Here is a 24,619-nt window from a genome sequence, read left to right on the forward strand (position 1 = left end):
TGAGCGAGTTTAACTCGCGTGAAAGCCCTGTGGGGGTTGCTTCGTGGGCAAATCGCACCGGAAGGCCGGAAGAAGGTGAGGAACGAGGAAGGGCCGGTCCCGAAGGACCGGCCCTTACGCTGGGTGAGTAATGGGACTTGAACCCACGACATCCAGGACCACAACCTGGCGCTCTGCCAACTGAGCTATACCCACCATGTGCGCGATCCCGCTCACCCGGTCTCGCGTACAAGCACGAGTGTAGCGGTATCGCGAGACAACTACGAACTACTAACGGCCTCCGCCGTGTCGCGTGCCGTCGCCGAGTCGGGACCGGGCTGCGGGACGAACACGGTCGCCCGGTAGTAGCGCAGTTCCCGGATGCTCTCGGTGATGTCGGCGAGGGCGCGGTGGCCGCCCTGCTTCTCGGGAGAGGCGAAGTAGACGCGCGGATACCAGCGGCGGGCCAGCTCCTTGATCGACGAGACGTCGATCATCCGGTAGTGGAGGTGGTTGTCGACCACGGGCATGTCGCGCGCCAGGAAGGAGCGGTCGGTGGCGATCGAGTTGCCGCACAGCGGAGCCTTCTTGGGCTCCGGGAGATGGCCCCGGATGTATTCCAGGACGATGGCCTCGGCCTCGGCGAGGGTCACGCCGCCCGCCAGGGCCTCGAGCAGGCCGGAGGCCGTGTGCATGGTGCGCACGATCTCCGACATCTGCTCCAGCGCCTCCGGCGGGGGCTTGATGACGACGTCGACCCCTTGGTCCAACTGGTTCAGCTCACCGTCGGTGACGACGCAGGCGACCTCCACCAGCGCGTCGCGCCCGAGGTCGAGCCCGGTCATTTCGCAGTCGATCCAGACCAGCAGGTCGTTCATGTCCTTAGCGTAGTGCTCCCGCTCAGTGCGTTTGGAGCGAGTCCAGGACATCACCGACCTGCTCGGACTTCAGGTTGTCGGGGATCGACACGTAGAAGAACGAGGGCCGCTTGCCCTCGCCCATGTCGACCAGCACGAACGCGCCCGACTCGGTCTTGAACTTGTACTTGTTCGCCTTGGCCTCGGCGCTGAAGTCCATCTTGTACTCGATGATCCAGGCGTCGCGGTCGCCGACCTTGATCGCCTCGTTGCGGAGGATCTGCCGCTCGTGGCGGATGGAGTAGAAGATCGGCTCGTACGCCGACAGCAGGGTCGTGGTGACCACTTCCAGGTCCTGCACGCCCCGGTAGGGGAGCATCTGGGGGAGCTGGGCGGCCGCGACCGTGCCCATCCAGTCGACGCCCTCCTGCCCGTTGAACCCCGGCTGGGAGACGGCGCCGTAGCCGCTCGTGAAGAGCGGGTAGGTCGGGTCGTTCGGGGCGTTCATGGTCTTCGGGTCGGAGACCTTCCACGGCTCGCCCAGAAACGCGTAGCTCAGCCCCGACACCGAGTCGTTGATGCGGCCGTCTTCGGGCTGCGGGAACGACGTGATCGACGGTTGCGGGGGCTGCTGCGGCTGCTGCTGGTCGGGGGTGGGCTCCTGCTCCTGCGGCGGCGCCTGCTCGGTCTGGGGCGGCGGCACCGGCTCGTTGGTCGCCGGCGGCCGGGCGATCGAGGGCTCCACGGAGTTCCGGTTCAGGAGCACGAACGCGCCGCCCACGACGAGCGCGATGACGAGCACGATGCCGACGCCGCCGAGCACCCACGGCAGCGGCGAGGGCGGCTTGGGCGGCGCACCGAACTGGGGCATCGGGAGCTGGCTCGTCGCGCCCCACGCCTGCGACGGGGCGGGCTGCGCCGAGGCCCACTGCGGCGGGGCCGGCGGGGGAGCGAACTGGGCGGTGGCGGCGGCCGGTGCGGCGGGGACGGCCGCCGGGGTCTCCTGTTCGGCGGGCTCCGGAGACTCCGGGGCGTTCTGGCCTTCCAGGGGATGGGTGGCGTCGGTCCACTGCGAACCGTCCCACCACCGCAGCTGCGGCGAGCCGTAGGGGTCCGGGTACCAGCCGGCGGGGGTCGTCGTCATGCCGTGCAGCCTAGTGAAGTCAGCATTTGTACGAGAAGCTCGCCTTGGCGGCTATGGGCTTCCCCTCGGGGGTGTGGTCGAGCACGCGCAGCGTGGCTGTGCCCTTGAACCGGCCCGGACCGCTCACCTGCCAGATGAGCGGAAGATCTACCGAAGTCGTACCCGATTCGACCCGCTGGGTGCCCTCGGTCACCCGGCCGTCGCTCTGCTCCCACTCGTACTTGAACGTGCCGCTCTCGCCGTTGGTGGTGACCACCGCCATGATCTTGGTCTTGGCGTCGCAGCCCTGCGTCTTCTTCGGCGCGGACACGCTGACCTTGGTCACCGACATCTCGGCGGGCGGGGCCATCCGCATGTAGAGGACGAACCCGGCGATCAGCAGGCAGACCACCAGCGAGCTGAGCAACGCGCCCCGGCGCTTCGGCCGGGCCCTGCGGCGGCTCTTGACCGCCGGATCGGCGTGCTGGGTGGCGCCCTGCCGCCAGATCTGGGCGGCCGAGGTGTCGGCGGGCACGCCCGGACCGAACCGCATGCCGCCCGACTCCGCCGGGGGAGGCCCGCCCGGGTGCCGCGCCGGGTCGAGCAGGGTGCGCAGCTCGCCGCTCTCGGGCAGCCGCGCGGGCGGCAGCGCGGCGGCCACCGGCGGCAGCGCCGACCAGGCGTGCAGGGTGCGCACCAGCGACTCGCGGGTGGTGAACCCGGCCGGGAGCAGGTCACGGCCGTTCGTCAGGACGTCGCGGGCCGCCGCCAGGCCGTGGGAGGCGGCCACCGCGGCGGCCTGGTCGAGCAGGTGCGCCGGCTGGCCGGTGGCCCAGCTCGCCGACAGGGTGCGGGCCAGGCCCTGCCAGGCGGCGATGTCGCGTTCCGGGGAGACCGGCTCGCTGCGCAGCGCCTCCAGCAGGCCGCGTTCGGCCAGCAGGGCCGAGCCGTCCTCGCCGATGACGACCGTGCCGGGGTGGACCGCGCCGTGGGCCAGGCCCGCGGCGTGCAGGCCGAGCAGGGTCTGGGCGGTCTCGATCAGGATCGTGGCGGCGCTGCCCGCGTCCGGGCCCCACCCGAGCTGGGTCCCGCCGGTGAGCAGGTCGGCCACGGTCGGCACGGCGCGGCGGCCGACGATCAGCCAGACCTCGCCGTGGGCCGCCACCAGGTCGGCGACCGGCAGCAGGCCGTACTGGCCCGACTGGGCCAGCCGCCGATCAGCGGAAATGGCCGCCACCAGGCGCTCACGCGCGCCCGGGGCGGCCAGGAGGTGATCGTTGAACCGGAGCAGCCCCGACGGCTCGCCGCCGGGGCCTTCCGCGTCGTGCCAGGTGCCGACCTCGCTGACCCGCGTCCTGCCGGTCAGCCGATGGCCCGCGACAGTGCCCCCGTCATGCATGACTACTTACGCCTCCGCCGGTGCCTTCCCGCCATCGATCGCTTCACGGCAAGTGTGGCGGGCACGAGGCCGGTCGTCATCAGGCCGAGGGCGAAGAATCCGGCGGCGGCCGTCTCTCCGGTGGTCGGCGCGACGGTCGGCACCTCGGGGTCACGGGTGGGCGACTCCTCCGTGGAGGGAGAGCCGGGGCCGCCGGGGGAACCGGAGTTCCGGGTGATGGTGGGGTCGGTCGACGGGCTCGAAGGCGGCGGCGACGAGGGTGAGGACGACGTGGTCGGGGACGACGACGTCGTGGGCGTCGGCGAGCTGGTCGTCGGGGTGGGCGACGGGCTCGGGGTCGGCGTCTCCTCGCCCGGCTCGCTGGAGGCCGTCGGGTCGCCCGGCTCCTCCAGGCCGCCACCGCCGCCGCCCGGCTTCTTGGTCGGCTTGGCGGTCGGCTTCTTGGTGGGCTTCTTCGTCGGCTTGGGCTTCGGCTGCTGCGTCGGCTTCGGCTGGACGTTCGAGGTCGGCTGGGTGACCGGGGGCTGGGTTCCGTCGGCCTCGGGCGACTCGGTGACCTCGGGAGACTCCTCGACCGGGACCTCCTGGATGAGGCCGTCGTCGACCTCCTCGACCAGCGGGTCGGGGGTCGTCGAGGTGTTCACCGGGCTCGGGGTGAGCGTGGTGGTCCCGGCCGACAGGGTCGCGCCGCTGATCGAGCCGACCAGCACGGCCGTGCCGCCCGCGATCACGGCCATGCCGACCACGGTCAGGCCGATCTTCACGAACGCCTTGCTGAAGAAGCCGCCCTTGCGCTCCTCCTCGCCGCCGAAGTCCTCGCCGCCGGCGGCGAGCTGGGTGTTGGCGAGCTGGGTGTTGGCCTCGGGCACCGACGCGGCGAGCGGGAAGAAGGCGGCCAGCAGGCCGGCCAGCGCCGCCAGGCGGCGGCGTCCGCGCTCCTCCCACTGCGGGCCGTAGGTCTCCAGCGCCACCGACTCCAGTTCCTGGAGGAAGGCGTGGGCCGAGGCGGGGCGCTCCTGCGGGTGCTTGGACATGCCGCGCTCGATGAGCCCGCGCAGCTGGGGCTGGATCTGGTCGAGCGGGACCGGGGCGGCCTGGTGCTGGTGGGCCAGCGCGGCCAGGTTGTTGGCCTGGAAGGGGCGCTGGCCGGTGAGGCACTCGAAGAACACCACGGTGGCGGCGTAGACGTCGGTCGTCGGACCGGCCGGGGCGCCCGCCCACTGCTCGGGGGCCATGTAGGACGGCGTGCCCGAGGCGGGCATGCCCTCGCCCGCGCGGGCGGCGATGCCGAAGTCGACGAGCTTGCTCTGGCCGTCGCCGTCGACCATGACGTTCTCGGGCTTGAAGTCCCGGTGCACCACGCCCATGTCGTGGGCGATGGCGAGGCCGATGAGGGAGCCCTTGAGCACCGCCAGGGCGGCCTCGGGTCCCGTGGGGCCTTCGGAGCGGATCATCGCGCGCAGCGAGACGCCGTCGACGAGCTCCATGACGATCGCGGCGCCGTGAGGCTGCTCGACGTACTCGTAGAAGCGGGCGGCGTGCGGGTTGCGGTCCATCAGCGCGAGGAGACGGGCCTCGTGCCGGAACCGGGCGATGAAGTTGAGGTCGGCTCGGAGTTCCTGGGAGAGATATTTGATCGCGACTAGGGTTCCATCGGCATCGTGCCTGGCCAGCACGACCTGTCCGGCTGCGCCGGTGCCGAGCTCGCGTAGCTCCGTATAGCCGGGAACCCGCCAGGCGCCGGTCTGGCCGTACATGCGGTCTCCTTCTGTGCCCGGGCCCCCACCATGACGACCACAGAGCCTAACGGCGGGTCTACTACGTGATGGGAAAAGTCATGAGATTGTAGTGACTCAGTGTCAAACGTGACTTTAGTGGTACAGGTGGGTGGGCCGGGGACGCCGGGATCCGGTCCCGAGGCGGGTGGCGGCGCCGTCCGGCCGGTTGACCAGGGCATATTGTGACACCGGCCGTTTCGGAACCAATACTGGGCGAGGTGCCGATCCATGCCCGGCGGGCATGCGATCCCGCGATCAGGTGACCGTGATCACAGCGGGGGACGCCTGCTCCGGATGCGGCCGGCCACTCCGGAGGCGTAACGGAGAAAGAAAAAAGGCGACCCGGCCGCCCATGCGAGTCCCTGCCGGGTACTCGATGGCCACATGGGCGCCGGTCGCCTCGTGCTGCGTTAAGAAGACGCCCGGACGGGCGGCGTGGTTGTCAAAGGTCATCTTCCGGAGATATGGGCGGGAACCGGAATGTCCCGGGTCATCTTGGGATCGGGCTCCGGCTCGCCCCACGTGGTGACGACGGGCAGCACCCCCGCCCAGATCGGCAGGTCGTAGTCCTCGTCGTCGTCGCTCGGGCCGGCCGCGCGCATCTTGACCGAGGCCTCCTCCAGCGACAGCGCCAGCACGGCCGTGGCGGCCATCTCCTTGCGGTTGGGCAGGCGCGCGTAGTCCCACTGGCCCGGGGCGAGCTGCTCGGTGATGGCGGCGAGGCCCGCCATGCGCTCCTCCTCGTCGGTGACCAGGCGCGGCACGCCGTAGATCATCGCCGAGCGGTAGTTGACCGAGTGGTGGAAGACCGACCGGGCCAGCACGATGCCGTCGAGGTGGGTCACGGTGACGCAGACCGTGTCGCCGGGTGCGGTGCGCAGGGACCGCGCGCCGGTGGAGCCGTGGACGTAGAGGGTGTCGCCGATGCGGCCGTATCCGGTCGGGATGACCATGGGGGAGCCGTCGACGATCACACCCAGGTGGCAGATCAGGCCGGCGTCGAGGACAGCGTGGAGCTCGGCGCGGTCGGTGCGGCCACGGGCCTTGGAGCGGCCGAGGACGGTACGAGGGGTGCTGGACAGCTCGGTCATACGGTTACCGTAGGAGCCGAGTGGCCTGGAGGAACACGTCCACTTTCGCGGTGTTGAGGGAGACCACTTTGCGGGAGCAGCAGGTCGAGCTGCCGGTGGCCGTCGACCGGTCCAGCCCGACGCCCCTGGTCGTCCAGGTCGGCGACCAACTGCGCGCGGCGATGCGCGACGGCGCGCTGCGGGCGGGGGAGCGGCTGCCCTCCAGCCGGGGCCTCGCCGGGCTGCTCGGCGTCAGCCGGACCGTGGTCACCGAGGCCTACCAGCAGCTCTACGCCGAGGGCTGGCTCGACGGGCGGCACGGCTCGGGCACCTACGTGGCCGACGTCCACGCCGTCGAGGCCGCAAGCCCGGCCGAGCCGGGGACCTCCGCCGACACCGACTTCTACCCGCCGCTGCACGCGCCCGACGCCGGGCTCGTCGACCTGCGCCCCGGCCGCCCCTGGGTGATGGCCTACGACACCGCCGCCTGGCGCCGGGCCTGGCGGGCCGCCGGAGACCTGCCGATGAGCGCCTGGCCCGACCTCTACGGCGACCCGATGTTGCGCGAGGCGCTGGCCGACCACCTGCGCCGGGCCCGCGCGGTGCCCGCCGGGCCGGGGAACGTGCTGATCACGCGCGGCACCGGCAACGGCCTGGACCTACTGGCCGCCACCCTGCTGAAGCCCGGCGACCGGGTCGGGGTGGAGGAGCCGGGCTACCGGTCGGCCCGGCGCATCTTCGCCTCGCGGGGGGCCGAGATCGTGCCCTGCCCGGTCGACGCCGACGGCCTGGTCGTCGACGACCTGCCCGCCGGCCTGCGCATGATCTACACGACCCCGGCGCACCAGTTCCCGACCGGCGGCCGCCTGCCCATCCCGCGCCGCGAACGCCTGCTCGCCTGGGCCCGCGCCACCGGCGCGCTCGTCGTCGAGGACGACTACGACGCCGAGTTCCGCTACGACGTCGCCCCGCTCCCCGCCCTCTACGGCCTCGGCCCCGAACAGGTCGTGCTGCTCGGCACGTTGTCGAAGTCGCTCAGCCCCGACGTCGGCGTCGGCTGGCTGGTGGCCGGAAGGCCGCTGCTCGACCAGATCGCGAGAACGCGGAAGGAACTGGCCGACCGCACGTCGGGCCCGGTCCAGCGCGCGGTCGCCGTGCTGCTCGACCGCGGTGACCTCGACCGGCACCTGAGGCGCATGCGCCTGGAGTACGCCCGGAGGCGGGAGGCCGTGGTGGCCGCCCTCGGCCCGTGGACCAAGGGCGACACGGCCGGTCTGCACGTCCTGGCGGAACTTCCGGAACACGTCGTGCCGGAAGTGGTCGCCGGAGCCCGTGAGCGGGGGGTCCTGGTCGACACGACCGTTCGCCACCACCACGGCCCGCCCCGCGTCCACGGCCTCGTCGTCGGGTACGGCTCGGCCGCACTCCACGACGTCCGCCACGGCTGCGGGATCGTCAGGAGCCTGCTAGACCACGCTCTCCAGGAGCCGCAGCTCCTCACGGGGACGGGGCACCTCTAAATGCGGCGCGCTGTCTCCGATGATGCGGGCGACGTCGATGGCCCCCGGATCCCCCTCGGCGGAACCCGGAACCTGCGAATGCCCGAAGTGCCCCCCACGGGCCCAGAGGCGGCGGTTGCCGTCCTGCACCAGCGAATGGGGCATGGGTAGGGGCGGCCCTGCCGGCCAGCGCCGGGGAACCTCCCACGAGTCGAGCCAGGCGAGGATCTCGTCCAGACCGTCGAGCTTGCTGTCGGTGAACGGTTCGTGCACCGACCCCAAGACCCGGATCTGGACGCACACCCGGCCCTGCCGGTTGAGGTCTCCGGTGAGGCCGCAGGCCGCGCGGGTGGGCGGCAACTGCTGGATGATCTGCCCCGTCACCGGGTTCCACACCAGGTGGGCGGGGCGGTTGAGCTGGACGAGCCGCTGGGCCACGGATTTGGCCGAGATCCCCTGGGGGTCCGTAGGCCAAATGAACCAGACCACCCTGGGCGCGCCCCCGATCATGGGGCCGGCGTCCTGGGGAGCGGGAATGCGACTGGCGACGGGTAGCCATGCCTGGGCCACTGTGCCCCCTCATGTCCTCGGTCGCCCTGTTTTCTCCCCTTATGCTCTTCGGGCGAAACGCGCGATTCCGTACCTGCCCCGGCGTACGACGGCATAGCCACGGGTCAGCGCGCGCTCCCGGAGGTAGACCAGCGGGAGCGCCCGGCCCTCCACGGCGCGGGCGAACCGGCCCGGCCCGGTGGTCCGGCTCACCGTCAGGCGGGGAACCGCCAGCATGTCGGGGGCGGGCAGGCCGGCCATGTCGTTGGCGACCGCGCACGCCGCCCAGAATCCGGCCCGCCGGGCCTCCCGGCGCACCCGCGCGCTGGAGTAGCCGTAGGGATAGGCCATCGTCGTCACCGGGAGCCCGAGTCTGTCCTCCAGGACCGCCTTGCCGCGCCGGAGTTCCTGCCGCAGTTCGGCGTCGGGCAACTGGTCGAGTTGCGGATGGCTGTGGCTGTGCCCGGCGATCTCGTGGCCCTGCGCGGCCGCCTCCCGGGCCTGCGACCAGCTCACCATGTGGTCGAGCGGCCGGCCCGCCGCCTCGCCGCCCGCGTCGGCCACCCAGCCCGTGGTCAGGAACAGGGTGGCCGGGAAGCCGAACCGGTCGAGGATCGGCATCGCCTCGGTGTGGAAGTCGGCGTAGCCGTCGTCGAAGGTGAGCACCACCGGCCGGGCCGGGAGGGTCGCGCCGGTGCCGTTCACGGCCGCGATCAGGCTCGCGAACGTCATCGGCGTGAACCCGTTGCCGGCCAGGTAGGCGAGCTGCTCGGCGAAGTCGCCCGGCCGCACCGCGAGCGGCCGGGTCTCGGCGTTGGGCCGGTCGGTGACCGAGTGGTACATCAGGATCGGCACCCGGTTCATCGCCGCGCCCTCCCGACCAGGTAACCCCAGGTCGTCCAGGCCAGCCCGACGACGATGGCGACGCTCTTCCCCCACCGGAGCGTGACCAGGCCCTTCAGCGCGCCGAGCGGCAGGGTCCTGAACGTGTACGACCGCTCGCTCGCCAGCCCGTCGCCGCTGCCCACGCTCCGGGTCACCAGGGCCTTCGACAGGCCCTCGGCGTAGCAGCGGGACCGGAAGTAGCGGAAGGTCTCCCGCGCGGCCGGGACCCGGTGGCCGATGCCCGCCGACGGCTCGAACAGCAGCACCGAGCCGGGCAGCCGCTGGGTGAGCCGGATGCAGAACTCGGTCTCCTCGCAGCCCAGCGGTCTGCTCTTGCCGCCCTCGACGCTGCGGCCGATGCCGGTGGAGAACCCGCCGACCGCGCCGATCACCTCGCGCCGGAAGATCGCGTTGCCGCCCATCACGTTGCGGATCGGCGCCCGGATCTCCGGCATGCCCTTGTAGGTGCAGCCGACCGTCCAGTCGAACTCCACCGGGAACCAGCGGGGCCGCCGGGTGGCCCACAGCGGGCGGGTGGCCCCGCCCGCGCCGACGACGCCCGGCTGCGCCATCGCCGACTCCAGGCCCTCGATCCAGCCCGGGTCGGCCACCGCGTCGTCGTCGAGGAACGCGACGTAGTCGCCGGCGGCCGCCTCGGCGCCGGTGTTCTTGCCGCCGGACAGGCCCTTCTCGTGCACGTTCTCCAGCACGATCGCGTCGGGGTGGGCGTGCTTGAGCCGCAGGTGGAGGTCGGGGTTGTGGTCGACGACCAGGATGAGCTCGCGCGCCGGGACCGTCTGCGCCCGCACCGAGGCGACCGCGGCGGCGATGTCGTCCCAGCGCTCCTCGGTGTACACGCAGATCACGACGGAGGTGTTCATGCCGCGCCCTGGTCGGCCGTGGCCGGCTGGGGCAGCGGCGCGGGGGCCGCGTTGCGGCGCCGCCACTCCCGCACGATGGTCCGCAGCACCCGCAGCCCGTCGCGGATCGCCCGCAGGTTCGACTCCCCGTGGATGCGGCAGCGTTCGTGACTGGGCACCTCGTGCACCCGCAGCCCCGCCCTGGCCGCCCGGATGTTCATCAGCGTCTCGACCTCGAAGCCCTCGCAGTCGAGGTCGAGCGCGGGCAGGTGGCGGGCCCAGAAGGCGTTGTAGCCGTAGCAGAGATCGGTGTAACGGGTGCGGTAGAGCGTGTTGACGATGGTGCGCAGCACGCTGTTGCCGGCCCGCCGGGTGACCGTGAGGTCGTCGCTGCCGCCGCCGGGGACGTACCGCGACCCCTTGGCGAAGTCGGCGCCGCTGACCAGGGCGCTGACGAAGTGGATGATCTCCCGGCCGTCGGTCGAGCCGTCGGCGTCGATCATCACGATGATGTCGCCGGTGCAGGCCGCGAACCCGGCGGCCAGGGCGTCGCCCTTGCCGCGCCCGGTCTGGTGGACGATGCGCAGGCCCGGCCGCAGCCGCCGGGCCACCTCGACGGTGTCGTCGGTCGAATGGCCGTCGACCAGCACGACCTCGTGCACCCAGGTGGGCAGTGTGGCGAACACGTGGGGCAGGTTCTCGGCCTCGTTCATCGCCGGCACGACGACGCTGACGGTCGGCGAGACGGCGAGGTGAGGGCCGAGGGGGGTGTAGCGCTCGACGTGCGGAAGCGGCCGCAAGCCGGTGATCTCGGGACTCATGGTGACGGAGATGTCCTTCCGGGCGGTCTGTCATGAGCGGAGACTGCCAGCGGACCGGCGCGACTGGACGAGATGGGGCACGGGCTCGTCCCGGTCGTGGGGCAGAGGGTGTGTGGGGTCGTCACCCGGAGTTCTGGGCGGGGGTGACGCGAGTGCGGGGGCGGTGAAGCTGGCGCAGGATCACCAGAAACGCGCTCACGACCGCGACGGTGGCCACGCCGGCACGCGGTGACCAGGCGTCGAAGAGGAGCATCGCCTCGGCGAGAAGAACGTTGACAGCCAGACTGGCCGCCAGTCCCACGGTTAGAGCCGATAGGGGGTCACGATCACGCAACAACCCGGCGATGGCCACGCCGGGCGCCAGGAGGAGGAACACCGGCGTCAAGATCAGCCTGGCGGGCGTCTGCACGTCGGCCAGCGCCAGCACGGCTCCCGCCGCGCACAACGCGCCGACCACACCGATCAGGACGGTCTTACTGGTCCCCATGTCACTCTCCCGGCTGGTGGAGGCACTTCATAGGATCAACCGGGGGCACGCGCGTCAATGGCGACGCTCTTCCGCGGCGCCCGGTTCACAAAGGACCAGGACTCTATCGGTAACGACTCGGCAACCGCCGGTGTTATGCCTGAGGTTGCTGGGGCCCCTCCGACACCTGGGTCGCCGGGGTCTCGCTGGGCGCGGAGGTCGGCTCGTCGGTCTTCGGGGGCGTCGGGGTCGGCCGGGGCGGGTTGGTCGGGTCGGGCACCCCGCCGCCGGGCGGGGAGTAGCCGTCGCCGCGCCAGCTGATCCGGCACGACGGGTTCCCGCCGGGCGAGGTGATCGAGATCGTGGTGCCGCCGGCCGACTTCGGGTCGACGATCGAGATCGTCATGCGCCCGCTCGCGCCCTTCTTCAGCACGCCCCGCGCCGGGGCGATCGAGACGTTGTCGCCGGCGCGGGCGCTCCACGCGATTGGAGCGTTCCTGGCGGTGAGGTAGAGCACTCCGCCGGTGGCCTCGCCGAGGTCGCCGGGGCAGGTCATCGACAGGGCGGCCCTGGCGGCGGCCGGGCGCTTGGTGGGCGCGGGGGTCTTCACCGGCTTCCGGCTCGGCTTCGGCCGCGCCGGCGGCTGCCCCGCCGCCGTGGGGACCGGCCCGGGAGCCTGCGTGGACGACGTCTCCTCGGCCTCCACGGGCGTGGGGCTCTCCTCCTCCACGGACGGCGGCGGCGGGGTCTCCTCCTCGGTGACCTCGTACTGCGGGGCCTGGACGGTGTCATCCGTGGGCTGCGGCATCGCCTCGATTCGGGTGGGCGCGCCCGCGCCGGCGCCGTTCAGCCAGAACACCCCGCCCCCCGCGATCAGGGCGACGCCGAGAGCGGCCACGGCGGGCGTCGCGCGCCGGGACTTCTTCTTCCCCGCCGCCCGCCGTGACACGCCCCCCGCCCGGCGGCCCCGCTTCACTCGGGGCCGCCGCTCGACCGGCACGGGGAATCCGTTCCGGTCGAAGTGATCCCCGTCCCGCACGATGAGGATCTTCGTTTCGTCTCGTTCCGGGTGGGCGCAGGCGTCCACGACCCGGCGTCGCAGCGACAGCGGCGGGAACGCCACCGGCACCATCTCCAGCAGCTTCGGCGCCGAGACGTGCCGCTGCCTGCCCTCGGCGCAGACCTCGCAGCCCGCGATGTGGCGGCTCAGCCGCCGGCGCAGCAGCGTGCTCAGCGGGCCGTCCCAGGAGTCGACCATCGCCGACAGGTCGGGGCAGTGGGCCCGGCCGGTCCGCGCCAGCACCACGGCGGCGGCCGAGTTCTCCAGGTGGTCGCGGGCCCGCTCCAGCCGCGTCGCCGCCTGGCGGGAGGTCAGCCCCAGCACGGCGCCCGCCTCGGCCGGGGTCAGGTCATGGCGCAGGGAGAGCTCCAGCACCTCCCGCTCGGGCCCGCTCAGCTCGCCCAGCGCCTCGTGGACCAGCATGGTCATCTCGGGGTCGGGGCTGTCGGCGAGGTCGATCGGCGTCGTCGCGGTGCCGGGCGTCCGCGACGCGCACTGGAAGCGCACCAGGGCGTAGAGCCAGGCGCGCAACCGCTGCGCCTCCGCCAGCCGGCCCACCGAGGCGACCGCGAGCACGAGCGCGTCGTGCACGGCGCTCGCCGCCAGGTCGAGGTCGCGCAGCCGGGCGAACGCGTAGTCGTTCAGCCGGTCGGCGTACGCGTCGTACAGGCTGGCTGGTGCGTGCGCGTCGTCGCGTCTGAGCGCGTCGAGCAGACGGTTGTCGTCGGCTCGCCCGACAGTCGGCCATCCGGGCAACGGATTCCTCCCCGAGAACAGGACCTCCCGGTCCCCACACGAGAAGGACGCCCCCTTCCGGCGCCGCGTTTACTGTCTTCCAGGCCATGCTCAAGTGGCATGACCTGGGAAAACAGCGACAGTTGTGACTGGCGTGAAGATTATTTCGCGCTGGGGCAGTTGGGCGCGCACAGCCGGCGGGCGATGCCCTGCAGGAAGATGTTCCTGATCTCCAGCACCGTCTCCGGGAAGTACGCCTGGCCGCCGGTGGCCTTCGCGATGTTCTCCATCTGGGTCCGGTTCGCGTCACCCTCGGTGTTGAACGAGATGATCAGGATCGAGACCGGCTTGGCCGGGTCGAACGAGGCTTTGAGGCGCTTGAGGATGCCCGCGTTGGTGATGCCGCCGCTCGGGTCGTCGTTGCCGACGCCGTCGGTGAACAGCAGGATCGTGTTGATCTTGTCGGCCTCGTACTCGTCGGTCATCTTCTGGTACGCCGCCCAGAGCGAGTCGTTGAGGCCGGTGTTCCCCGTGGGGATCGCCTTGATCTGGGTCATCTGCCGGGCGATGACCTCGCGCCGGGTCACCCCGTCGATCTGCTGGGCGAGCGGCCCGACCGGGACCGTCTCCTTCCAGTCGACCTTGGCGCCGTTGAGGTTGTCGGAGAAGATCCAGGTCCCGATCTCGGTCTTGTCCGGGAACAGCTTCAGGCCCTCGGTGCTGACCTGCGAGATCGCCTGCATGCGGGTGATGCCGGAGGAGTCGGCGGGCAGCGCCATCGTGCCCGAGACGTCCAGGAGCGAAAGCAACTTGGTGCCCAGGCCGACGCGCTTCCACGACTGCGCGAGCGTGACGACGGTCTTGGCGTCGGGGATCGGCAGGGCCGTCGGGGCCTCGGCGCGCATCCCGGTCTCGGGCGTCAGGACGGTGCCCTGGCCCTCGGGGGTGCGGAAGCCGTGGTTCTGGATGGTCTTGCGGGAGGCGGTCGAGGCCAGTTCGGTGGTGAACAACTTGGCGGCCTGGGCGCTCTCCGGGTCCTTCGCCGTGGTGATGATCGGGTAGTCGAGGTTGACGGTGCCCTCGGCCGGATAGAGCGCCACGGCCGCGTTCTTGTTGTCCTTGTTGAACGCCCACACCGACTGCTCGGAGGTCACCCCGATCGGCACCCGGCTGGCGGTCTTCGACAGGGTCGCGAACAGGTTGTCGGGCGAGGTCACCTTCGACTCCGACAGTTGCCGCAGCACGCCGACCAGCAGCTCCTCGGAGCCCTCGTCGCCGCTCTGCCGCAGGATCCCGGCCCCGGCCAGCAGCGCGCCGAGCCCGGCGGCGTTCTTGGCGGGGTCGAGCACGACCACGCGGACCTTGCTGGCGAGCCCGTCGGGGTTGGCGGCGTTGGCGGCCGACATCATGCCGGTCCAACTGGGCTCCAGCGACTCGGCCAGCTTCGCGGCGGCCGCCTTCGGCGCGGCCAGCACGATCGGCGAACTGGCCAGGTTGGCGCTCACCTTGGGCGCCGACTTGGCCGGCATCTGCGACAACCACAACGAGGAGTCGGGGATCCAGAGGTCCGGCGCGGAGCTCGCGCCGCCGGTCCCGGCCAGCGCGGCGGCGACCCCGTCGGAGTCGGCCCCCTTCACGGCCACGTCGACGCAGCTGCCGTCGACCGTCTTCTCGGCCTTCACGAACCGGTCGGCGATCTCGCTCACGGCCGGTTCGATGTCCTTGGCGACGGCCACGAACAGGGACACCTTCTCGCCGGAGCACCCGGCCGTGTCCTTGTTCACCACGACGTACGCGGCCACGCCCAGCAGTACCGCCAGGGCCACGGCCCCCGCCAGCGGGACGAGCACCTTGCCCGGCCCGGCCGACTTGCGCCGGGAGGGGGGCTGCTCGTACGCGGGGTAGCCGCCCTCGATCTCGTCAGTGCGGTGACGTCCCACGATGGCCTCTTCGTCAGTCGTTGCTCTCCCTGCCAGGCATATAGGGAGATTCTCCGTAATGCTTACGGAACCATAGTGGCAACCCTGAGACCGGCAAAACGGTCCTTTTACTGCGATGATGGGCATCGCGATACATCTTGACATCGGCATCTCGCGATGTATCGTGTTCGTTAAATCAGGCGATTCTGCACCCGGGGGCTGGGATGCGCGACGGAGATCTCCTCCTGCTGGAGTTCAACCGCCCCGGCCTGCCGCCCTCGGCCAGAGAGGCGATGCGGGCCCTGCCGGGGCTGCGCGCCGTCCATCTGACGGGCCGCCACGGACGGGTCTGGACGGTCCCGGGCGGCGCCTCCGAGGTGATCGAGGCCCTCCGCGGCGCCGGGATGGACGTCGCGGTGTTGTCGCTTCAGTGGTCGCAGACGTGCCCGCGCCAGGCCCTGCCGCCCTCGAAGACCGCGATCCCCGCGAGCGAGAGCGCCACCAGCGGGTCGGCCCACCACCAGCCGATCGAGCCCGCCGCGAACCCGGCGAGCACCCCGGCCGCGGTCAGCCCGCAGAGCACGTTCTGGGTGCCCTCCCCGGTCGTCGCCGCCGAGGCCAGGCGGGCCCCGACCCGCCGTTTGGCCCACCCGAGGACCGGCATGCTGACCAGGCTGATCGTGGTGACCAGAACACCGAGCACGGTGGGCGCGGCCCGCTGACCGTGCTCCAGGTCGTGCAGCACGTGCAGCACCAGATAGGGCGCCAGCAGCCAGAAGCTCACCGCGACCGCGCGGGTCGCGTGTGACTCGGCGACCGGCGACACCAGACGGGCGCCGGTGAAGCGCCACAGGACGATGAGGCTGGCCAGCGCCTCGACCAGGGCCGCCAGGCCCCAGCCGAGCAGCGCGACCGAGTCGGCGGCCCAGCCGGCGTACACGCCCACCAGGGATTCGGCGCCGAGCCAGCCGAGGGTCGCCACCGACAGCAGGCGCGCGCGGCGGGCGTCCCTCAGCCAGCTCTCGGCCGAAACGGCCGGGCGCGTGAGCGTCCGCTGGTCAGGCACCTTGACCCCCGATCGCCCTCGCACCGCCGGATACAGCGCTGAGTACTTTATCGGCCACGTTCCGTCACACCGGTTTGCCGTTGCCAAGGGGTGGCAAGGGTAGGCTTGCGTGATGGTCATCGAGCTCCACGACCCGGCTGACCCCCGCTTGACCGACTTCACCCACCTGCGTGACGTGGAGCTCCGCAAGAGCCTGGAGGCCGAACACGGCCTGTTCCTGGCCGAAGGCGAGAAGGTCATCCGCCGCGCCCTGCAGACCGGCCACCCCGCGCGGGCCTTCCTGACCACCCCGAAATGGCTCACCCACCTGGCCGACGTGCTGGAGAACCAGGTCGTGTACGTCGTGAGCGACGCCCTCATGGAGCAGGTGACCGGCTTCCCGGTCCACCGGGGCGCGCTGGCCTCGTTCGAGCGCCTGGAATTGCCCTCGGTCGCCACGCTGGCCCGGCGGTCGAAGCGCGTCATCGTCCTGGAAGACCTGGTCGACCATGCCAACGTCGGCGCGATCTTCCGGTCGGCGGCGGCGCTCGGCGTCGACGCCGTGATCCTGTCGCCGCGCTGCGCCGACCCCCTCTACCGCCGGTCGATCAAGGTCTCGATGGGCGCCGTCTTCGCCATCCCGTGGGCCCGCATGGACGACTGGCACGGCGGCCTGGCCGCCCTCGACGGCTACGACACCCTCGCGCTCACCCCCGACGCCTCGGCCGTGTCGATCGACGAGGTCCGGCTGGGCGAGAAGGCCGCGCTGCTGCTCGGCTCCGAGGGCGACGGCCTGTCGTCACGCTGGCTCGATCAGGCGACCGAGCGCGTCCGCATCCCGATGAGCCCGGCCGCCCTGAAGAACGGCGTCGACTCGCTCAACGTCGTGGCCGCCGCCGCTATCGCCTGTCACTCACTCGTTCGGCCCAGCTCAGCAGGTTCCGCGCCGTCGTGAACCGCCGCAGGTCACCCGTGTCGCCCAGGATCACCCCGAGATAGGTGCGCCCGTCCCGCCGCGCCGCGAACGCCAGGCAGTAGCCGGCCGCCCGGGTGAAACCCGTCTTCAGCCCGATGACGCCGGGCGTGGTGCCGAGCAGCTTGTTGGTGTTCGTCCAGGTGTGCCCGGAGGCCCGCGCGACCCGGGTGCGCGCGATCTGCGCGAGCACCCGGTCCTTCAGCACGACCCGGGTCAGCTCCAGCTGGTCGCGGGCGGTCGAGTACTGCCCCGCCGCTGGCAGCCCGTCGGCGTTCACGAACCGGGTGTCGTCGAGGTGGAGGGCCCGGGCGGCGGCGTTCATCCTGGCCACGAACCGGCGCTTGCCCGGCCCGTAGGCGCGCGCCAGCGCGTTGGAGGCGTCGGCGGCCGAGGGCAGCAGCAGCGCGTAGAGGAGCTGCCGGACGGTCAGCCGCTCCCCGGCCCGCAGCCCGGCATGGGTCGCGCCGCTGGAATGGGCGTGGTTCACGTCGGCGGCGGTGATGGTCACCAGGTCGTCGAGCTTGGCCTGCCGTCGCACGACATAAGCCGTCATCACCTTCGTGAGGCTCGCGACCGGCACCCGCCGGTTCTCGTGTTTGGCGTACGGGACCGTTCCCGACGTGAGATCCACGACGTAGACCTCGCTCGCGGTCACCCGCGGGTCGGCATGGGCGGGGGCCGAGAGGACGATCGCCCAGGTGAGGACGGTACTGACGAGAACGACGGCACGCATGCCCGCATGATCGCACGGGTAGGCATGCGACGGCCGGACGGCATTCGGGGGGAAGACATGGCGAGCAGATTCGTCATCAGCAGAGACGCGGCAGGGGCCTACCGGTTCCGGCTGGTCCTGGGCAACGGGCAGACCATCGCGGTCAGCGAGGCCTTCACCAGCCGCGCGGCCTGCGTGAACGGCATCGAGTCGGTACGCCGCACCGCGCCGGAGGCGGCACTCGACGACTCGGAGCTCTAGCCCGCCTGCGACGCCGCCGTAGTGTCGCGGCTGCGGCGGCGCCACAGGACGTACCCGACCAGCAGGGCCAGCACCACGACGGCGACGACGCCCGCGACCACGGGCGAGTCGGCGGCGAGCCCGAGCCAGGCCCAGATGACCGAATAGAGCCCGAACCACACCAGCGGCGCCCAGGTCAGGCAGCCCAGCGCGCTGGCCACCAGATACCAGCGGTAGTTGATCCGCAGCACCCCGGCCACCCAGGGCAGCGTGTGCCGCAGGCCCGGCACGAAGAAACACCCGTAGACGGCGAGCGCGCCCCATTTGCGGACGACGTTCTCGACCTTGATGATGCGCTCTTGCCCGATCCTGCGCCCGAGCCGCGACTCGTAGACGGCGTCGCCGACCTTGTGCCCCACCCAGTAGTAGACCTGGAAGGCGCCGAACAGCGCGACCGTGAGGATCGCCCCGACGAGCCAGTAGGGCAGCCCGAACAACGGGTCCCCGAACTCCACCGTGTGCCGCCTCTTCCCAGGAATTAGGACAGCCTTACCTTAAGCGACGCATCATGGACCGCGCCAGGCGGCGCACGTCCCTGCAAGCGGACGGCAACCACCGCTCAACCATGGCGTTCTACAAAAAAGGCATGAAATCCCGCAGTCTCGCTCCGGTCGTCGCGAGCGGCGGCGGAACCGCGCTGCGGCTCCTCGTCGCCACCCTCGCGGTCGCCGCAGCCTACCTGACCGGAACCGCCGTCACCGACGAACCGGCCCGCTCCGTCACCCTGTCGTCGGCCCAGTCGATCCCCGCCGAGAACACGCTCGCCGCCCCCCTGGCAAGCGGGCTGACCGTGGGCGAACTGCCCGACTGCTCCTACCGTGTCCGCGGCGCGGTCGGCTCGGGCGCCGTCTCCTACGAGTGGACGCTGCAGCGCTACAGCCCCGCCGCGAAGGCCTGGCAGGACTACCTGTCGAGCACCGGCGGCTTCGACGGCGCCGCCCGCACCGTCGACTGGCGGGTGCGCGTCCCCGGCAACCCCGGCCTCTACCGGGCGGTCCTGGACGTGGCGGACCACCGGACCATAAGCGAGAAGTTCCAGGTCAACTGCTGATTCATGGAACAGGATCTTCCTGGCGAGAGGCAGGGTGGTTCGGGTCAGGACCCCTTTTCGAGACCGGGAGCACCCATGTCCCACCACCTCGACTCACCCCTCGCCCGCCAGGACCCACGCCTGGACGTCTGCGACCTCTACGTCTTCCGCGGCGAACGCGGCACGGTCCTCGCCGCCGACCACAGCCACTCCTTCGCCGGTCCGGAAGCGCCGAAGGGCTTCCACCCGGAGGGCCGCTACGAGTTCAAGATCGACGGCGACGGCGACGCCGTCGAGGACGTGACCTTCCGCTTCACCTTCGGCGAGCGCGACGACGAGGGCGGCCAGACCTTCCGCCTCCACCGCGTCACCTCCGGCGACGAGAAACTGATCGCCGAGGGCCGCCTGGGCGAGACGACCGAACTCGACGGCGGCGGCCGCGTCTGGACCGGCCAGGCCGGCGACTCGTTCTGGATCGAACCCGACGTCCTGCACGCCGTCGGCCAGGCCTTCCAGCACGGCACGACCGTCGACCTGACCGGCTGGAACCCCGACAAGGCGGGCAACCTCTTCGCCGGCCACACGGTCTACTCGATCGTGCTGGAACTCCCCGACGACGAACTGCTCGCCATCGCCGGCCCCGACGGCCGCATCGGCGTCTGGGCCCAGACCAGCCTCGCCACCGACAGCGGCGGCTGGCGCCCGATCAACCGCTGCGGCCTGCCGATGATCCATCCGCTGTTCACCCAGTACGACGAGGACCTCGGCGACCGCCTCAACACCAACGACCCCGCCGACGACATCCGCGTCCACGGAGACCTGATCCGCTCGAAGGTCGCCGGCGTGGTCCGCGCCTACGGCACCGCCGCCGACCCGGAGGCCTACGCCCAGACGGTCATGGAGCGCATGCTGCCCAACATGCTGCCGTACCGCGTCGGCACCAAGGCCGCCTTCACCTTCGCGGGCTGGAACGGCCGCACCCTGACCGACAACGCCCCGGACGTGATGTTCTCCTTCGCGGCCAACACCCCGGTGACCCTGGGCATCGGGCGGGAGTCGGTCACCCCGAAGCCGAGGGGCGAGTTCCCGTACGTGCCGACGGTCGAGCACGACTGATCTTCACGTGGACCAGAGCCCGAGATGGCCCAGCAGCCTGCCGGTCGCCTCGATGATCGACCGGGCCTCCTCGACCGCCTGCCGGGCCTCGGCCTCTTCCACGATCTCGTCGGGGAACTGCGGATACTCCAGTTCGTTGCGCCGCCGCCGCATGCTGCCGAAGAAGGCGAACGCCGGGCCGAACTGGGCGAGCACGGCCTGCTGGACGGCGTAGTGGCCCCCCTTGGAGGTGGCGCGTAAGCCCTGCTGGGCGAGCGCGCCCACGCAGGCGAACCGCGCCGCGTCGTAGGCCAGCGTGTAGGCCGAGTTGGCGTCGGTGGCCGCTAGGTCGTCGGCGCTGCTCAGGGTGGTCCGCGCCTTGGTCAGCCAGCCGGAACCGTCGGTCGCCTCACCGCGCACCTGCTGGAGTTCGCCGGCGGCGAGCAGGCGTTCGACCTCGGCCTCGCCACGTTTCCACCGCGTCACGGCGTCTCCTCGGGGGCTATCAGGGTGATGACGGGGCCGGATCTGATCTGGCGGATGAGGGCGTCGGAGGTCTGGTCCCACCTCTTCGGCGAGGCGAGCACGGGGTTGACCGGCATGCCGAGACGTTCCTGACTGCGGTCGGCCGCCGCGTAGACCGCCTGGCGGTCGGTGTCGCCGACGATCAGCACGTCGACGTCGTTCGGCGGTGGCCCGGGCACGCCGTTCTGCCTGGCCGCCCAGGAGCCGAAGATCAGCAGGCGGTCGACGCCCGGCAGCCGGCCGAACTCCTCTTCGATCACCGACCTCGGACCGTACAGGTATCGGAGGATCTCGGTCAGTGGAGCGGCCAGGGGGTGGGCGGTGTCGGCCGCCAGCACCCGGGCCCGGCCGATCGTCGACGCCGTGAGCAGGCCGGAGTCCTCCAGCCGGTGGATCTCCGGGTGGAGCGTGGACGCCGAGACGCCCAGTTCGCGGGCCAGGTTCGCCAGCGTCCAGGTCTCGTCCGGGCGGAGGAACAGCAGGGCCAGCAGGCGGGCCTGGGTATCGGTCCGGAAGAACGGCGCCTGGCTGACCATTCGCATTCTCCGAAGATATCTTCGGGATCAGCGAATGGACAACCGTGTCAGGCGCGGTCGAGGGCGATCTCCGCGTCGTCCACCCATCTCTGCACGCCGACCCGCCGGGCCACCGCCAGCGCCTTCTCGTAGTGGGCCCGGGCGTCGGGGTGGCCGAGTTTAACCGCCAGGTCGCCCAGGGTCCGGGCGACCGGCCACAGGGCCACCACACCCGTTCCCGCTCCCGCGATGCGGTCGTGGAAGGGACGGAGGGCGGTGTAGGCCTCGTTCATGCGGTCGGCGTCGTCGAGGCGCAGGCCGGCCAGGGCCCGCCACGTCATCGCGAGTTCGTAGAGGAAGTCGCCGCGGACCGGCTCCCTGGTCACGGCCACCGCGCGGGCGTCGCGCAGGTGACCCGCCTCGGCCAGGGCGACCGCGTAGGCGTCGAGGGTCCACTTCGCGCCACGCGTGTGCGCCTCGCCCAGGGCGTCGGCCATCTCGTCGGCCTTGCCCTGCACCAGGTGCAGGCAGAAGGTCGCGATCAGCGGGAGGTCCTGGCGGCCCTCCAGCATGCCGGCGCGGGCCGTCAGGCGGGCGGCGTTGCGGTAGGCCGTCTCGGCGCCCGCGTAGTCGCCGGCGATCATCAGGCGCTGACCGGCGTACCAGGCGCCGACGGCCGCGGGGGCGGCCAGGCCGTACTGGCGGCCGAGCTGGTCGGCGCGGGCGAGCTGGCGGTCGGCCTCGGCGAAGTCGCCGCGGGCCGCCGCGCATTCGAGCAGCACCAGGTGGGCGAGGGTCTGCACGGAGATCTGGCCCGACTCGGCGCCGACCCGGAGCAGTTCGCGGCCGATGTCCTCGCGCTCGTCGACCTGGGCGAGCGTGTAGGACTGCCGCAGGCGGCCGCTCAGCGCCATCGCCAGCAGGTTGGGGTCGCCGCTGGCGCGGGCCAGCTCCTCGGCCTCCAGTGACGCCTGCTCGCCGCGCGGGGTGGCCGAGCCTTCGAGCTCCAGGGCCAGGGTGGCGAGGAGGCTGGCGCGCAGCGAGTGTTCGCTGGGCGGCAGCTCCAGCAGCGCCTTCTCGGTGACGTCGACGATCTCCCACGCCGTGCGGGTGAAGTCGCGGGCGATGCCCTTGTGGGGGACGGCCAAAGCCGCCGCCACCCGGGCGGTCAGTTCGAGGTCGCCGAGCGGCAGGGCCACGTCCATCGCGTCGCGGCGGTGGGCGCGGGCGGCGGTCATGTCGCCGGCCAGGGCCAGCGCGTGGATCGTGCGGACCTGGAGTTCGAGCCGGTCCTTTCCTGGACGTCCGCCCGCCCGGTCGTAGGCGTTGATCGCGCGTTCCCACTGCGAGGCGGCCTCGCGGTAGGCGTAGCGGCGTTCGGCCTGCTCGCCGGCGAGGCCCGCGTAGCGGACCGCCTTGGCGGCCGTGTCGGCGGTGCCGGCCAGGTCGTAGTGGTGGGCCAGGGCCGCCACGTCGCCCGGGTTGCGCGACTCGATGACCGAGGCGACCGCCGCATGGAGGCGTGAGCGGCGCAGCCGGGAGGCGTCGGAGTAGAGGGTGTCGCGCACCATCTCGTGGTCGAAGCGCAGCCGCCCCGCGCCCGGTTCGGTGACCAGGCCGGCCAGCAGCGCGGCCTCGACCGCGTCGACGACCGAATCCTCCTCGCCGGAGATGTCGACCAGCACGTCGACGTCGACGTCGCGGCCGATCACGGCGGCCTGCAGCAGGATCTGCTGGGCCCTCTCGGGCAGGCGTGCGATGCGGCGGCGCAGCACGTCGCGTACACCCGACGGCACCTGGGAGATGTCGGCCTCCGCCTCGAAGAGGCGGACCGTCTCCTTCACGTAGAACGGGTTGCCGCCGGTGCGTTCGACGATCGCGGCCACGACGTCGGGGTCGATCTCGCCGCGCACGGACGTCGCCCGGACGAGCTCGGCCGTCTGCGCCGGGTCGAGCCCGTCGAGCTCCACCCGGACCGGGCCGAGGCGGGCCAGGGCCGCCAGCACGTCTTGCTGCGGGTCGTTCAGCTCGCCCTCGCGGCAGGTGACCACGAGCAGCACCCGGCTGGCGGCCAGCAGGCTCGGCAGCGCGCGCAGCAGCGCGAGGGTCTGGTCGTCGGCCCAGTGGAGGTCTTCGAGGGTGATCAGCAGCGGCGCCTCGCGGGCCACGCCCGACAGGAACCCGCCGACCGCCCGGTGGAGCCGGAAGCCGCCGGAGGCGTCGTCGTCGTTGGGGACCGGCGCGTGGTCGTCGAGCAGCGGCGCGAGCAGCGCGCCGTACTCCCCGGCGCCGCGCCGGGCGATCAGCGCGCGCAGCACCTCGACCCAGGCCCAGCCGGGCGGGGTCGCCGCGCTGTCGGGGCAGCCGCCCCCGGCGATGATCCAGCCCTGCCCTTCGAGGCGCCCGGACAACTGGCGCAGCAGCGTCGTCTTGCCCGACCCGGGGTCGCCGCCGACGATCGCGATGGCCAGGCGGCCCGACTTGGCGTGGGGCGCGGCGGCCAGCAGCGCGGTCAGCTCGGAGTCGCGGCCGACGAACGGCTCGGGCTCCAGCGGCGGCAGCGGGCTCACCTCGACCGGGCGCGGCGGCCAGGTCGGGGTGGTCTCGGCCCGGCGCGGCAGCGGGGTCAGGTCGAGCCCCGGGTCCTGCGACAGGATGTCGCTCTCCAGCTTGCGCAGGGCCGGACCGGGGTCGATGCCGAGCTCGTCGTCGAGGATGGTGCGGGCGCGGCGCAGCGCGGCCAGCGCGTCGCCCTGCCGCCCGCAGCGGTAGAGGCCGAGCGACAGCAGCCGCCAGCCCTCCTCGCGCAGCGGGTGTTCGGTGGTCAGCGCCTCGAGGTCGGGCACGGTCTCGGCGTGGAGCCCGAGGCGCAGCCCCGCGTCGGCGTGGCGCTCCCGCGCCACCAGCCGCAGCTCGCTGAGGCGGGTCACCTCGGCCTCGGCCCAGGGCTGGTCCTGGAAGTCGCTGTACGGCGTGCCCTGCCACAACCCCAGCGCCGACTCGAGCCGCGCCCTGGCCGTCTGGGGGTTGTCGTCGAGCCGCTCGCCGGCGGCCCGGACGGTCGCCTCGAACCGGAGGGCGTCGATCTGCTCCGGCGCGGCCCGCAGGGCGTAGCCCGAGGCGACGGTCACCAGCAGCCGGTTGGGCCCGCCGCGGGGACGGTTGGGCTCCAGCACCCGCCGCAGCCGGGAGATGTACACCTGGAGGCCCGACTGCGCGCCCTTGGCGGCGTCGTCGGACCACAGGTCGAAGAGAAGGGTGTCGACGGGTACGACCTGGCCCCGGGCGACCAGAAGCCGGGCCAGGACGGCCCGCTGGCGGAGGCCGCCGAGATCGAGCTCGTTCTCGCCGTCGTACGCTTCGACCGGACCCAGGACCCGGAAGACCACCGTGCTCATGTCAGCCGCCACGCTATGCGCGC

General features: G+C 72.1%; 23 protein-coding genes and 1 tRNA gene. 5 read left to right on the forward strand and 19 right to left on the reverse strand.

Going from position 1 to position 24,619, the window contains the following annotated elements:
* Window positions 1-122: 122 nt before the first annotated feature.
* The 6 genes from GT755_RS25040 to GT755_RS25065 form a co-directional block, all read right to left on the reverse strand.
* Window positions 123-195, reverse strand: a tRNA-His gene (locus tag GT755_RS25040).
* 65 nt (window positions 196-260) lie between these two features.
* Window positions 261-857: an oligoribonuclease gene (orn, locus tag GT755_RS25045; RefSeq protein ID WP_030455925.1), complete on the reverse strand. Its 597-nt coding sequence runs from the start codon at window positions 855-857 to the stop codon at window positions 261-263.
* 22 nt (window positions 858-879) lie between these two features.
* Window positions 880-1,980 carry a DUF2510 domain-containing protein gene (locus tag GT755_RS38705; protein WP_202610466.1) on the reverse strand — a complete coding sequence of 367 codons (1,101 nt, stop codon included), beginning with the start codon at window positions 1,978-1,980 and terminating at the stop codon, window positions 880-882.
* A gap of 19 nt (window positions 1,981-1,999) precedes the next feature.
* Window positions 2,000-3,358 carry a protein kinase family protein gene (locus GT755_RS25055; RefSeq protein WP_161482063.1) on the reverse strand — a complete coding sequence of 453 codons (1,359 nt, stop codon included), beginning with the start codon at window positions 3,356-3,358 and terminating at the stop codon, window positions 2,000-2,002.
* Window positions 3,359-3,360: 2 nt separating this feature from the next.
* Window positions 3,361-5,115, reverse strand: a complete 1,755-nt coding sequence (locus GT755_RS25060) for a serine/threonine-protein kinase (protein WP_161482064.1) — start codon at window positions 5,113-5,115, stop codon at window positions 3,361-3,363.
* Window positions 5,116-5,585: 470 nt separating this feature from the next.
* Complete coding sequence (locus GT755_RS25065; protein ID WP_161482065.1) at window positions 5,586-6,227, reverse strand: pyridoxamine 5'-phosphate oxidase family protein; 642 nt, start codon at window positions 6,225-6,227, stop codon at window positions 5,586-5,588.
* 50 nt (window positions 6,228-6,277) lie between these two features.
* Between GT755_RS25065 and pdxR the strand changes: the two genes are divergently transcribed.
* Window positions 6,278-7,726: a MocR-like pyridoxine biosynthesis transcription factor PdxR gene (gene pdxR / locus GT755_RS25070; RefSeq protein WP_328794486.1), complete on the forward strand. Its 1,449-nt coding sequence runs from the start codon at window positions 6,278-6,280 to the stop codon at window positions 7,724-7,726.
* On the opposite strand, the gene GT755_RS25075 is transcribed toward pdxR, so the two are convergent.
* The 8 genes from GT755_RS25075 to GT755_RS25110 all read right to left on the reverse strand — a co-directional run bounded on the left by GT755_RS25075 (window position 7,673) and on the right by GT755_RS25110 (window position 16,066).
* The gene (locus GT755_RS25075) at window positions 7,673-8,143 is read right to left on the reverse strand and encodes a hypothetical protein (RefSeq protein ID WP_202610467.1); all 471 of its coding nucleotides are present in this window, start codon (window positions 8,141-8,143) and stop codon (window positions 7,673-7,675) included. The two genes, pdxR and GT755_RS25075, sit on opposite strands and share 54 nt — an antisense overlap.
* Window positions 8,144-8,314: 171 nt before the next feature.
* Window positions 8,315-9,118: a polysaccharide deacetylase family protein gene (locus GT755_RS25080; RefSeq protein ID WP_161482067.1), complete on the reverse strand. Its 804-nt coding sequence runs from the start codon at window positions 9,116-9,118 to the stop codon at window positions 8,315-8,317.
* Window positions 9,115-10,020: a glycosyltransferase family 2 protein gene (locus tag GT755_RS25085; RefSeq protein ID WP_161482068.1), complete on the reverse strand. Its 906-nt coding sequence runs from the start codon at window positions 10,018-10,020 to the stop codon at window positions 9,115-9,117. Before GT755_RS25085 ends, GT755_RS25080 begins: the two co-directional genes overlap by 4 nt.
* Window positions 10,017-10,820, reverse strand: coding sequence for a glycosyltransferase family 2 protein (locus GT755_RS25090; protein ID WP_161482069.1), 804 nt, complete (start codon window positions 10,818-10,820; stop codon window positions 10,017-10,019). Before GT755_RS25090 ends, GT755_RS25085 begins: the two co-directional genes overlap by 4 nt.
* A 121-nt stretch (window positions 10,821-10,941) precedes the next feature.
* The gene (locus GT755_RS25095) at window positions 10,942-11,307 is read right to left on the reverse strand and encodes a hypothetical protein (protein ID WP_161482070.1); all 366 of its coding nucleotides are present in this window, start codon (window positions 11,305-11,307) and stop codon (window positions 10,942-10,944) included.
* Window positions 11,308-11,440: 133 nt separating this feature from the next.
* Window positions 11,441-13,102 (reverse strand): sigma factor-like helix-turn-helix DNA-binding protein, encoded by a 1,662-nt coding sequence (locus GT755_RS25100; protein ID WP_161482071.1) that lies wholly within the window; start codon window positions 13,100-13,102, stop codon window positions 11,441-11,443.
* Window positions 13,103-13,242: 140 nt separating this feature from the next.
* Complete coding sequence (locus GT755_RS25105) at window positions 13,243-15,021, reverse strand: substrate-binding domain-containing protein (RefSeq protein WP_328794487.1); 1,779 nt, start codon at window positions 15,019-15,021, stop codon at window positions 13,243-13,245.
* 406 nt (window positions 15,022-15,427) lie between these two features.
* Window positions 15,428-16,066 (reverse strand): cation transporter, encoded by a 639-nt coding sequence (locus tag GT755_RS25110; RefSeq protein WP_328794488.1) that lies wholly within the window; start codon window positions 16,064-16,066, stop codon window positions 15,428-15,430.
* Window positions 16,067-16,178: 112 nt separating this feature from the next.
* Between GT755_RS25110 and GT755_RS25115 the strand changes: the two genes are divergently transcribed.
* Window positions 16,179-17,000: a TrmH family RNA methyltransferase gene (locus GT755_RS25115; RefSeq protein WP_161482073.1), complete on the forward strand. Its 822-nt coding sequence runs from the start codon at window positions 16,179-16,181 to the stop codon at window positions 16,998-17,000.
* Here the strand turns inward: GT755_RS25115 and GT755_RS25120 are convergent.
* Complete coding sequence (locus GT755_RS25120) at window positions 16,945-17,754, reverse strand: D-alanyl-D-alanine carboxypeptidase family protein (protein ID WP_161482074.1); 810 nt, start codon at window positions 17,752-17,754, stop codon at window positions 16,945-16,947. The two genes, GT755_RS25115 and GT755_RS25120, sit on opposite strands and share 56 nt — an antisense overlap.
* A 57-nt stretch (window positions 17,755-17,811) precedes the next feature.
* Between GT755_RS25120 and GT755_RS25125 the strand changes: the two genes are divergently transcribed.
* Window positions 17,812-17,994, forward strand: a complete 183-nt coding sequence (locus GT755_RS25125; protein WP_161482075.1) for a YegP family protein — start codon at window positions 17,812-17,814, stop codon at window positions 17,992-17,994.
* On the opposite strand, the gene GT755_RS25130 is transcribed toward GT755_RS25125, so the two are convergent.
* Entirely contained in the window at window positions 17,991-18,488 is a 498-nt protein-coding gene (locus GT755_RS25130; protein ID WP_328794489.1) for a DedA family protein, read from the reverse strand. The two genes, GT755_RS25125 and GT755_RS25130, sit on opposite strands and share 4 nt — an antisense overlap.
* Window positions 18,489-18,619: 131 nt before the next feature.
* Here GT755_RS25130 and GT755_RS25135 point away from each other — a divergent pair, with 131 nt between their 5' ends.
* Together GT755_RS25135 and GT755_RS25140 are read left to right on the forward strand one after the other, a co-directional pair.
* Complete coding sequence (locus GT755_RS25135) at window positions 18,620-19,084, forward strand: hypothetical protein (RefSeq protein WP_161482076.1); 465 nt, start codon at window positions 18,620-18,622, stop codon at window positions 19,082-19,084.
* A 75-nt stretch (window positions 19,085-19,159) separates the two neighbouring features.
* Window positions 19,160-20,179, forward strand: a complete 1,020-nt coding sequence (locus GT755_RS25140; RefSeq protein ID WP_161482077.1) for a DUF4331 family protein — start codon at window positions 19,160-19,162, stop codon at window positions 20,177-20,179.
* 3 nt (window positions 20,180-20,182) lie between these two features.
* On the opposite strand, the gene GT755_RS25145 is transcribed toward GT755_RS25140, so the two are convergent.
* The 3 genes from GT755_RS25145 to GT755_RS25155 are packed head-to-tail and all read right to left on the reverse strand — an operon-like array spanning window position 20,183 to window position 24,596.
* Window positions 20,183-20,644 (reverse strand): hypothetical protein, encoded by a 462-nt coding sequence (locus GT755_RS25145; protein ID WP_161482078.1) that lies wholly within the window; start codon window positions 20,642-20,644, stop codon window positions 20,183-20,185.
* Entirely contained in the window at window positions 20,641-21,225 is a 585-nt protein-coding gene (locus GT755_RS25150) for a helix-turn-helix domain-containing protein (RefSeq protein ID WP_161482079.1), read from the reverse strand. Before GT755_RS25150 ends, GT755_RS25145 begins: the two co-directional genes overlap by 4 nt.
* Before the next feature lie 41 nt (window positions 21,226-21,266).
* A complete protein-coding gene (locus GT755_RS25155; protein WP_161482080.1) occupies window positions 21,267-24,596 on the reverse strand; it encodes an AfsR/SARP family transcriptional regulator in 3,330 nt (1,109 codons plus the stop codon).
* Window positions 24,597-24,619: the final 23 nt, after the last annotated feature.

Origin of the sequence: Herbidospora solisilvae, assembly GCF_009901565.1 — a bacterium.
Lineage (GTDB): Bacteria > Actinomycetota > Actinomycetes > Streptosporangiales > Streptosporangiaceae > Herbidospora > Herbidospora solisilvae.

What these genes read in the sequence shown, in the direction of transcription:
- orn (WP_030455925.1), bottom strand. Translation starts at nt 857, where the DNA reads ATGAACGACCTGCTGGTCTGGATCGACTGCGAAATGACCGGGCTCGAC.
- GT755_RS38705 (WP_202610466.1), bottom strand. Translation starts at nt 1,980, where the DNA reads ATGACGACGACCCCCGCCGGCTGGTACCCGGACCCCTACGGCTCGCCG.
- GT755_RS25055 (WP_161482063.1), bottom strand. Translation starts at nt 3,358, where the DNA reads ATGCATGACGGGGGCACTGTCGCGGGCCATCGGCTGACCGGCAGGACG.
- GT755_RS25060 (WP_161482064.1), bottom strand. Translation starts at nt 5,115, where the DNA reads ATGTACGGCCAGACCGGCGCCTGGCGGGTTCCCGGCTATACGGAGCTA.
- GT755_RS25065 (WP_161482065.1), bottom strand. Translation starts at nt 6,227, where the DNA reads ATGACCGAGCTGTCCAGCACCCCTCGTACCGTCCTCGGCCGCTCCAAG.
- GT755_RS25080 (WP_161482067.1), bottom strand. Translation starts at nt 9,118, where the DNA reads ATGAACCGGGTGCCGATCCTGATGTACCACTCGGTCACCGACCGGCCC.
- GT755_RS25085 (WP_161482068.1), bottom strand. Translation starts at nt 10,020, where the DNA reads ATGAACACCTCCGTCGTGATCTGCGTGTACACCGAGGAGCGCTGGGAC.
- GT755_RS25090 (WP_161482069.1), bottom strand. Translation starts at nt 10,820, where the DNA reads ATGAGTCCCGAGATCACCGGCTTGCGGCCGCTTCCGCACGTCGAGCGC.
- GT755_RS25095 (WP_161482070.1), bottom strand. Translation starts at nt 11,307, where the DNA reads ATGGGGACCAGTAAGACCGTCCTGATCGGTGTGGTCGGCGCGTTGTGC.
- GT755_RS25115 (WP_161482073.1), top strand. Translation starts at nt 16,179, where the DNA reads ATGGTCATCGAGCTCCACGACCCGGCTGACCCCCGCTTGACCGACTTC.
- GT755_RS25120 (WP_161482074.1), bottom strand. Translation starts at nt 17,754, where the DNA reads ATGCGTGCCGTCGTTCTCGTCAGTACCGTCCTCACCTGGGCGATCGTC.
- GT755_RS25125 (WP_161482075.1), top strand. Translation starts at nt 17,812, where the DNA reads ATGGCGAGCAGATTCGTCATCAGCAGAGACGCGGCAGGGGCCTACCGG.
- GT755_RS25135 (WP_161482076.1), top strand. Translation starts at nt 18,620, where the DNA reads ATGAAATCCCGCAGTCTCGCTCCGGTCGTCGCGAGCGGCGGCGGAACC.
- GT755_RS25140 (WP_161482077.1), top strand. Translation starts at nt 19,160, where the DNA reads ATGTCCCACCACCTCGACTCACCCCTCGCCCGCCAGGACCCACGCCTG.
- GT755_RS25150 (WP_161482079.1), bottom strand. Translation starts at nt 21,225, where the DNA reads ATGCGAATGGTCAGCCAGGCGCCGTTCTTCCGGACCGATACCCAGGCC.
- GT755_RS25155 (WP_161482080.1), bottom strand. Translation starts at nt 24,596, where the DNA reads ATGAGCACGGTGGTCTTCCGGGTCCTGGGTCCGGTCGAAGCGTACGAC.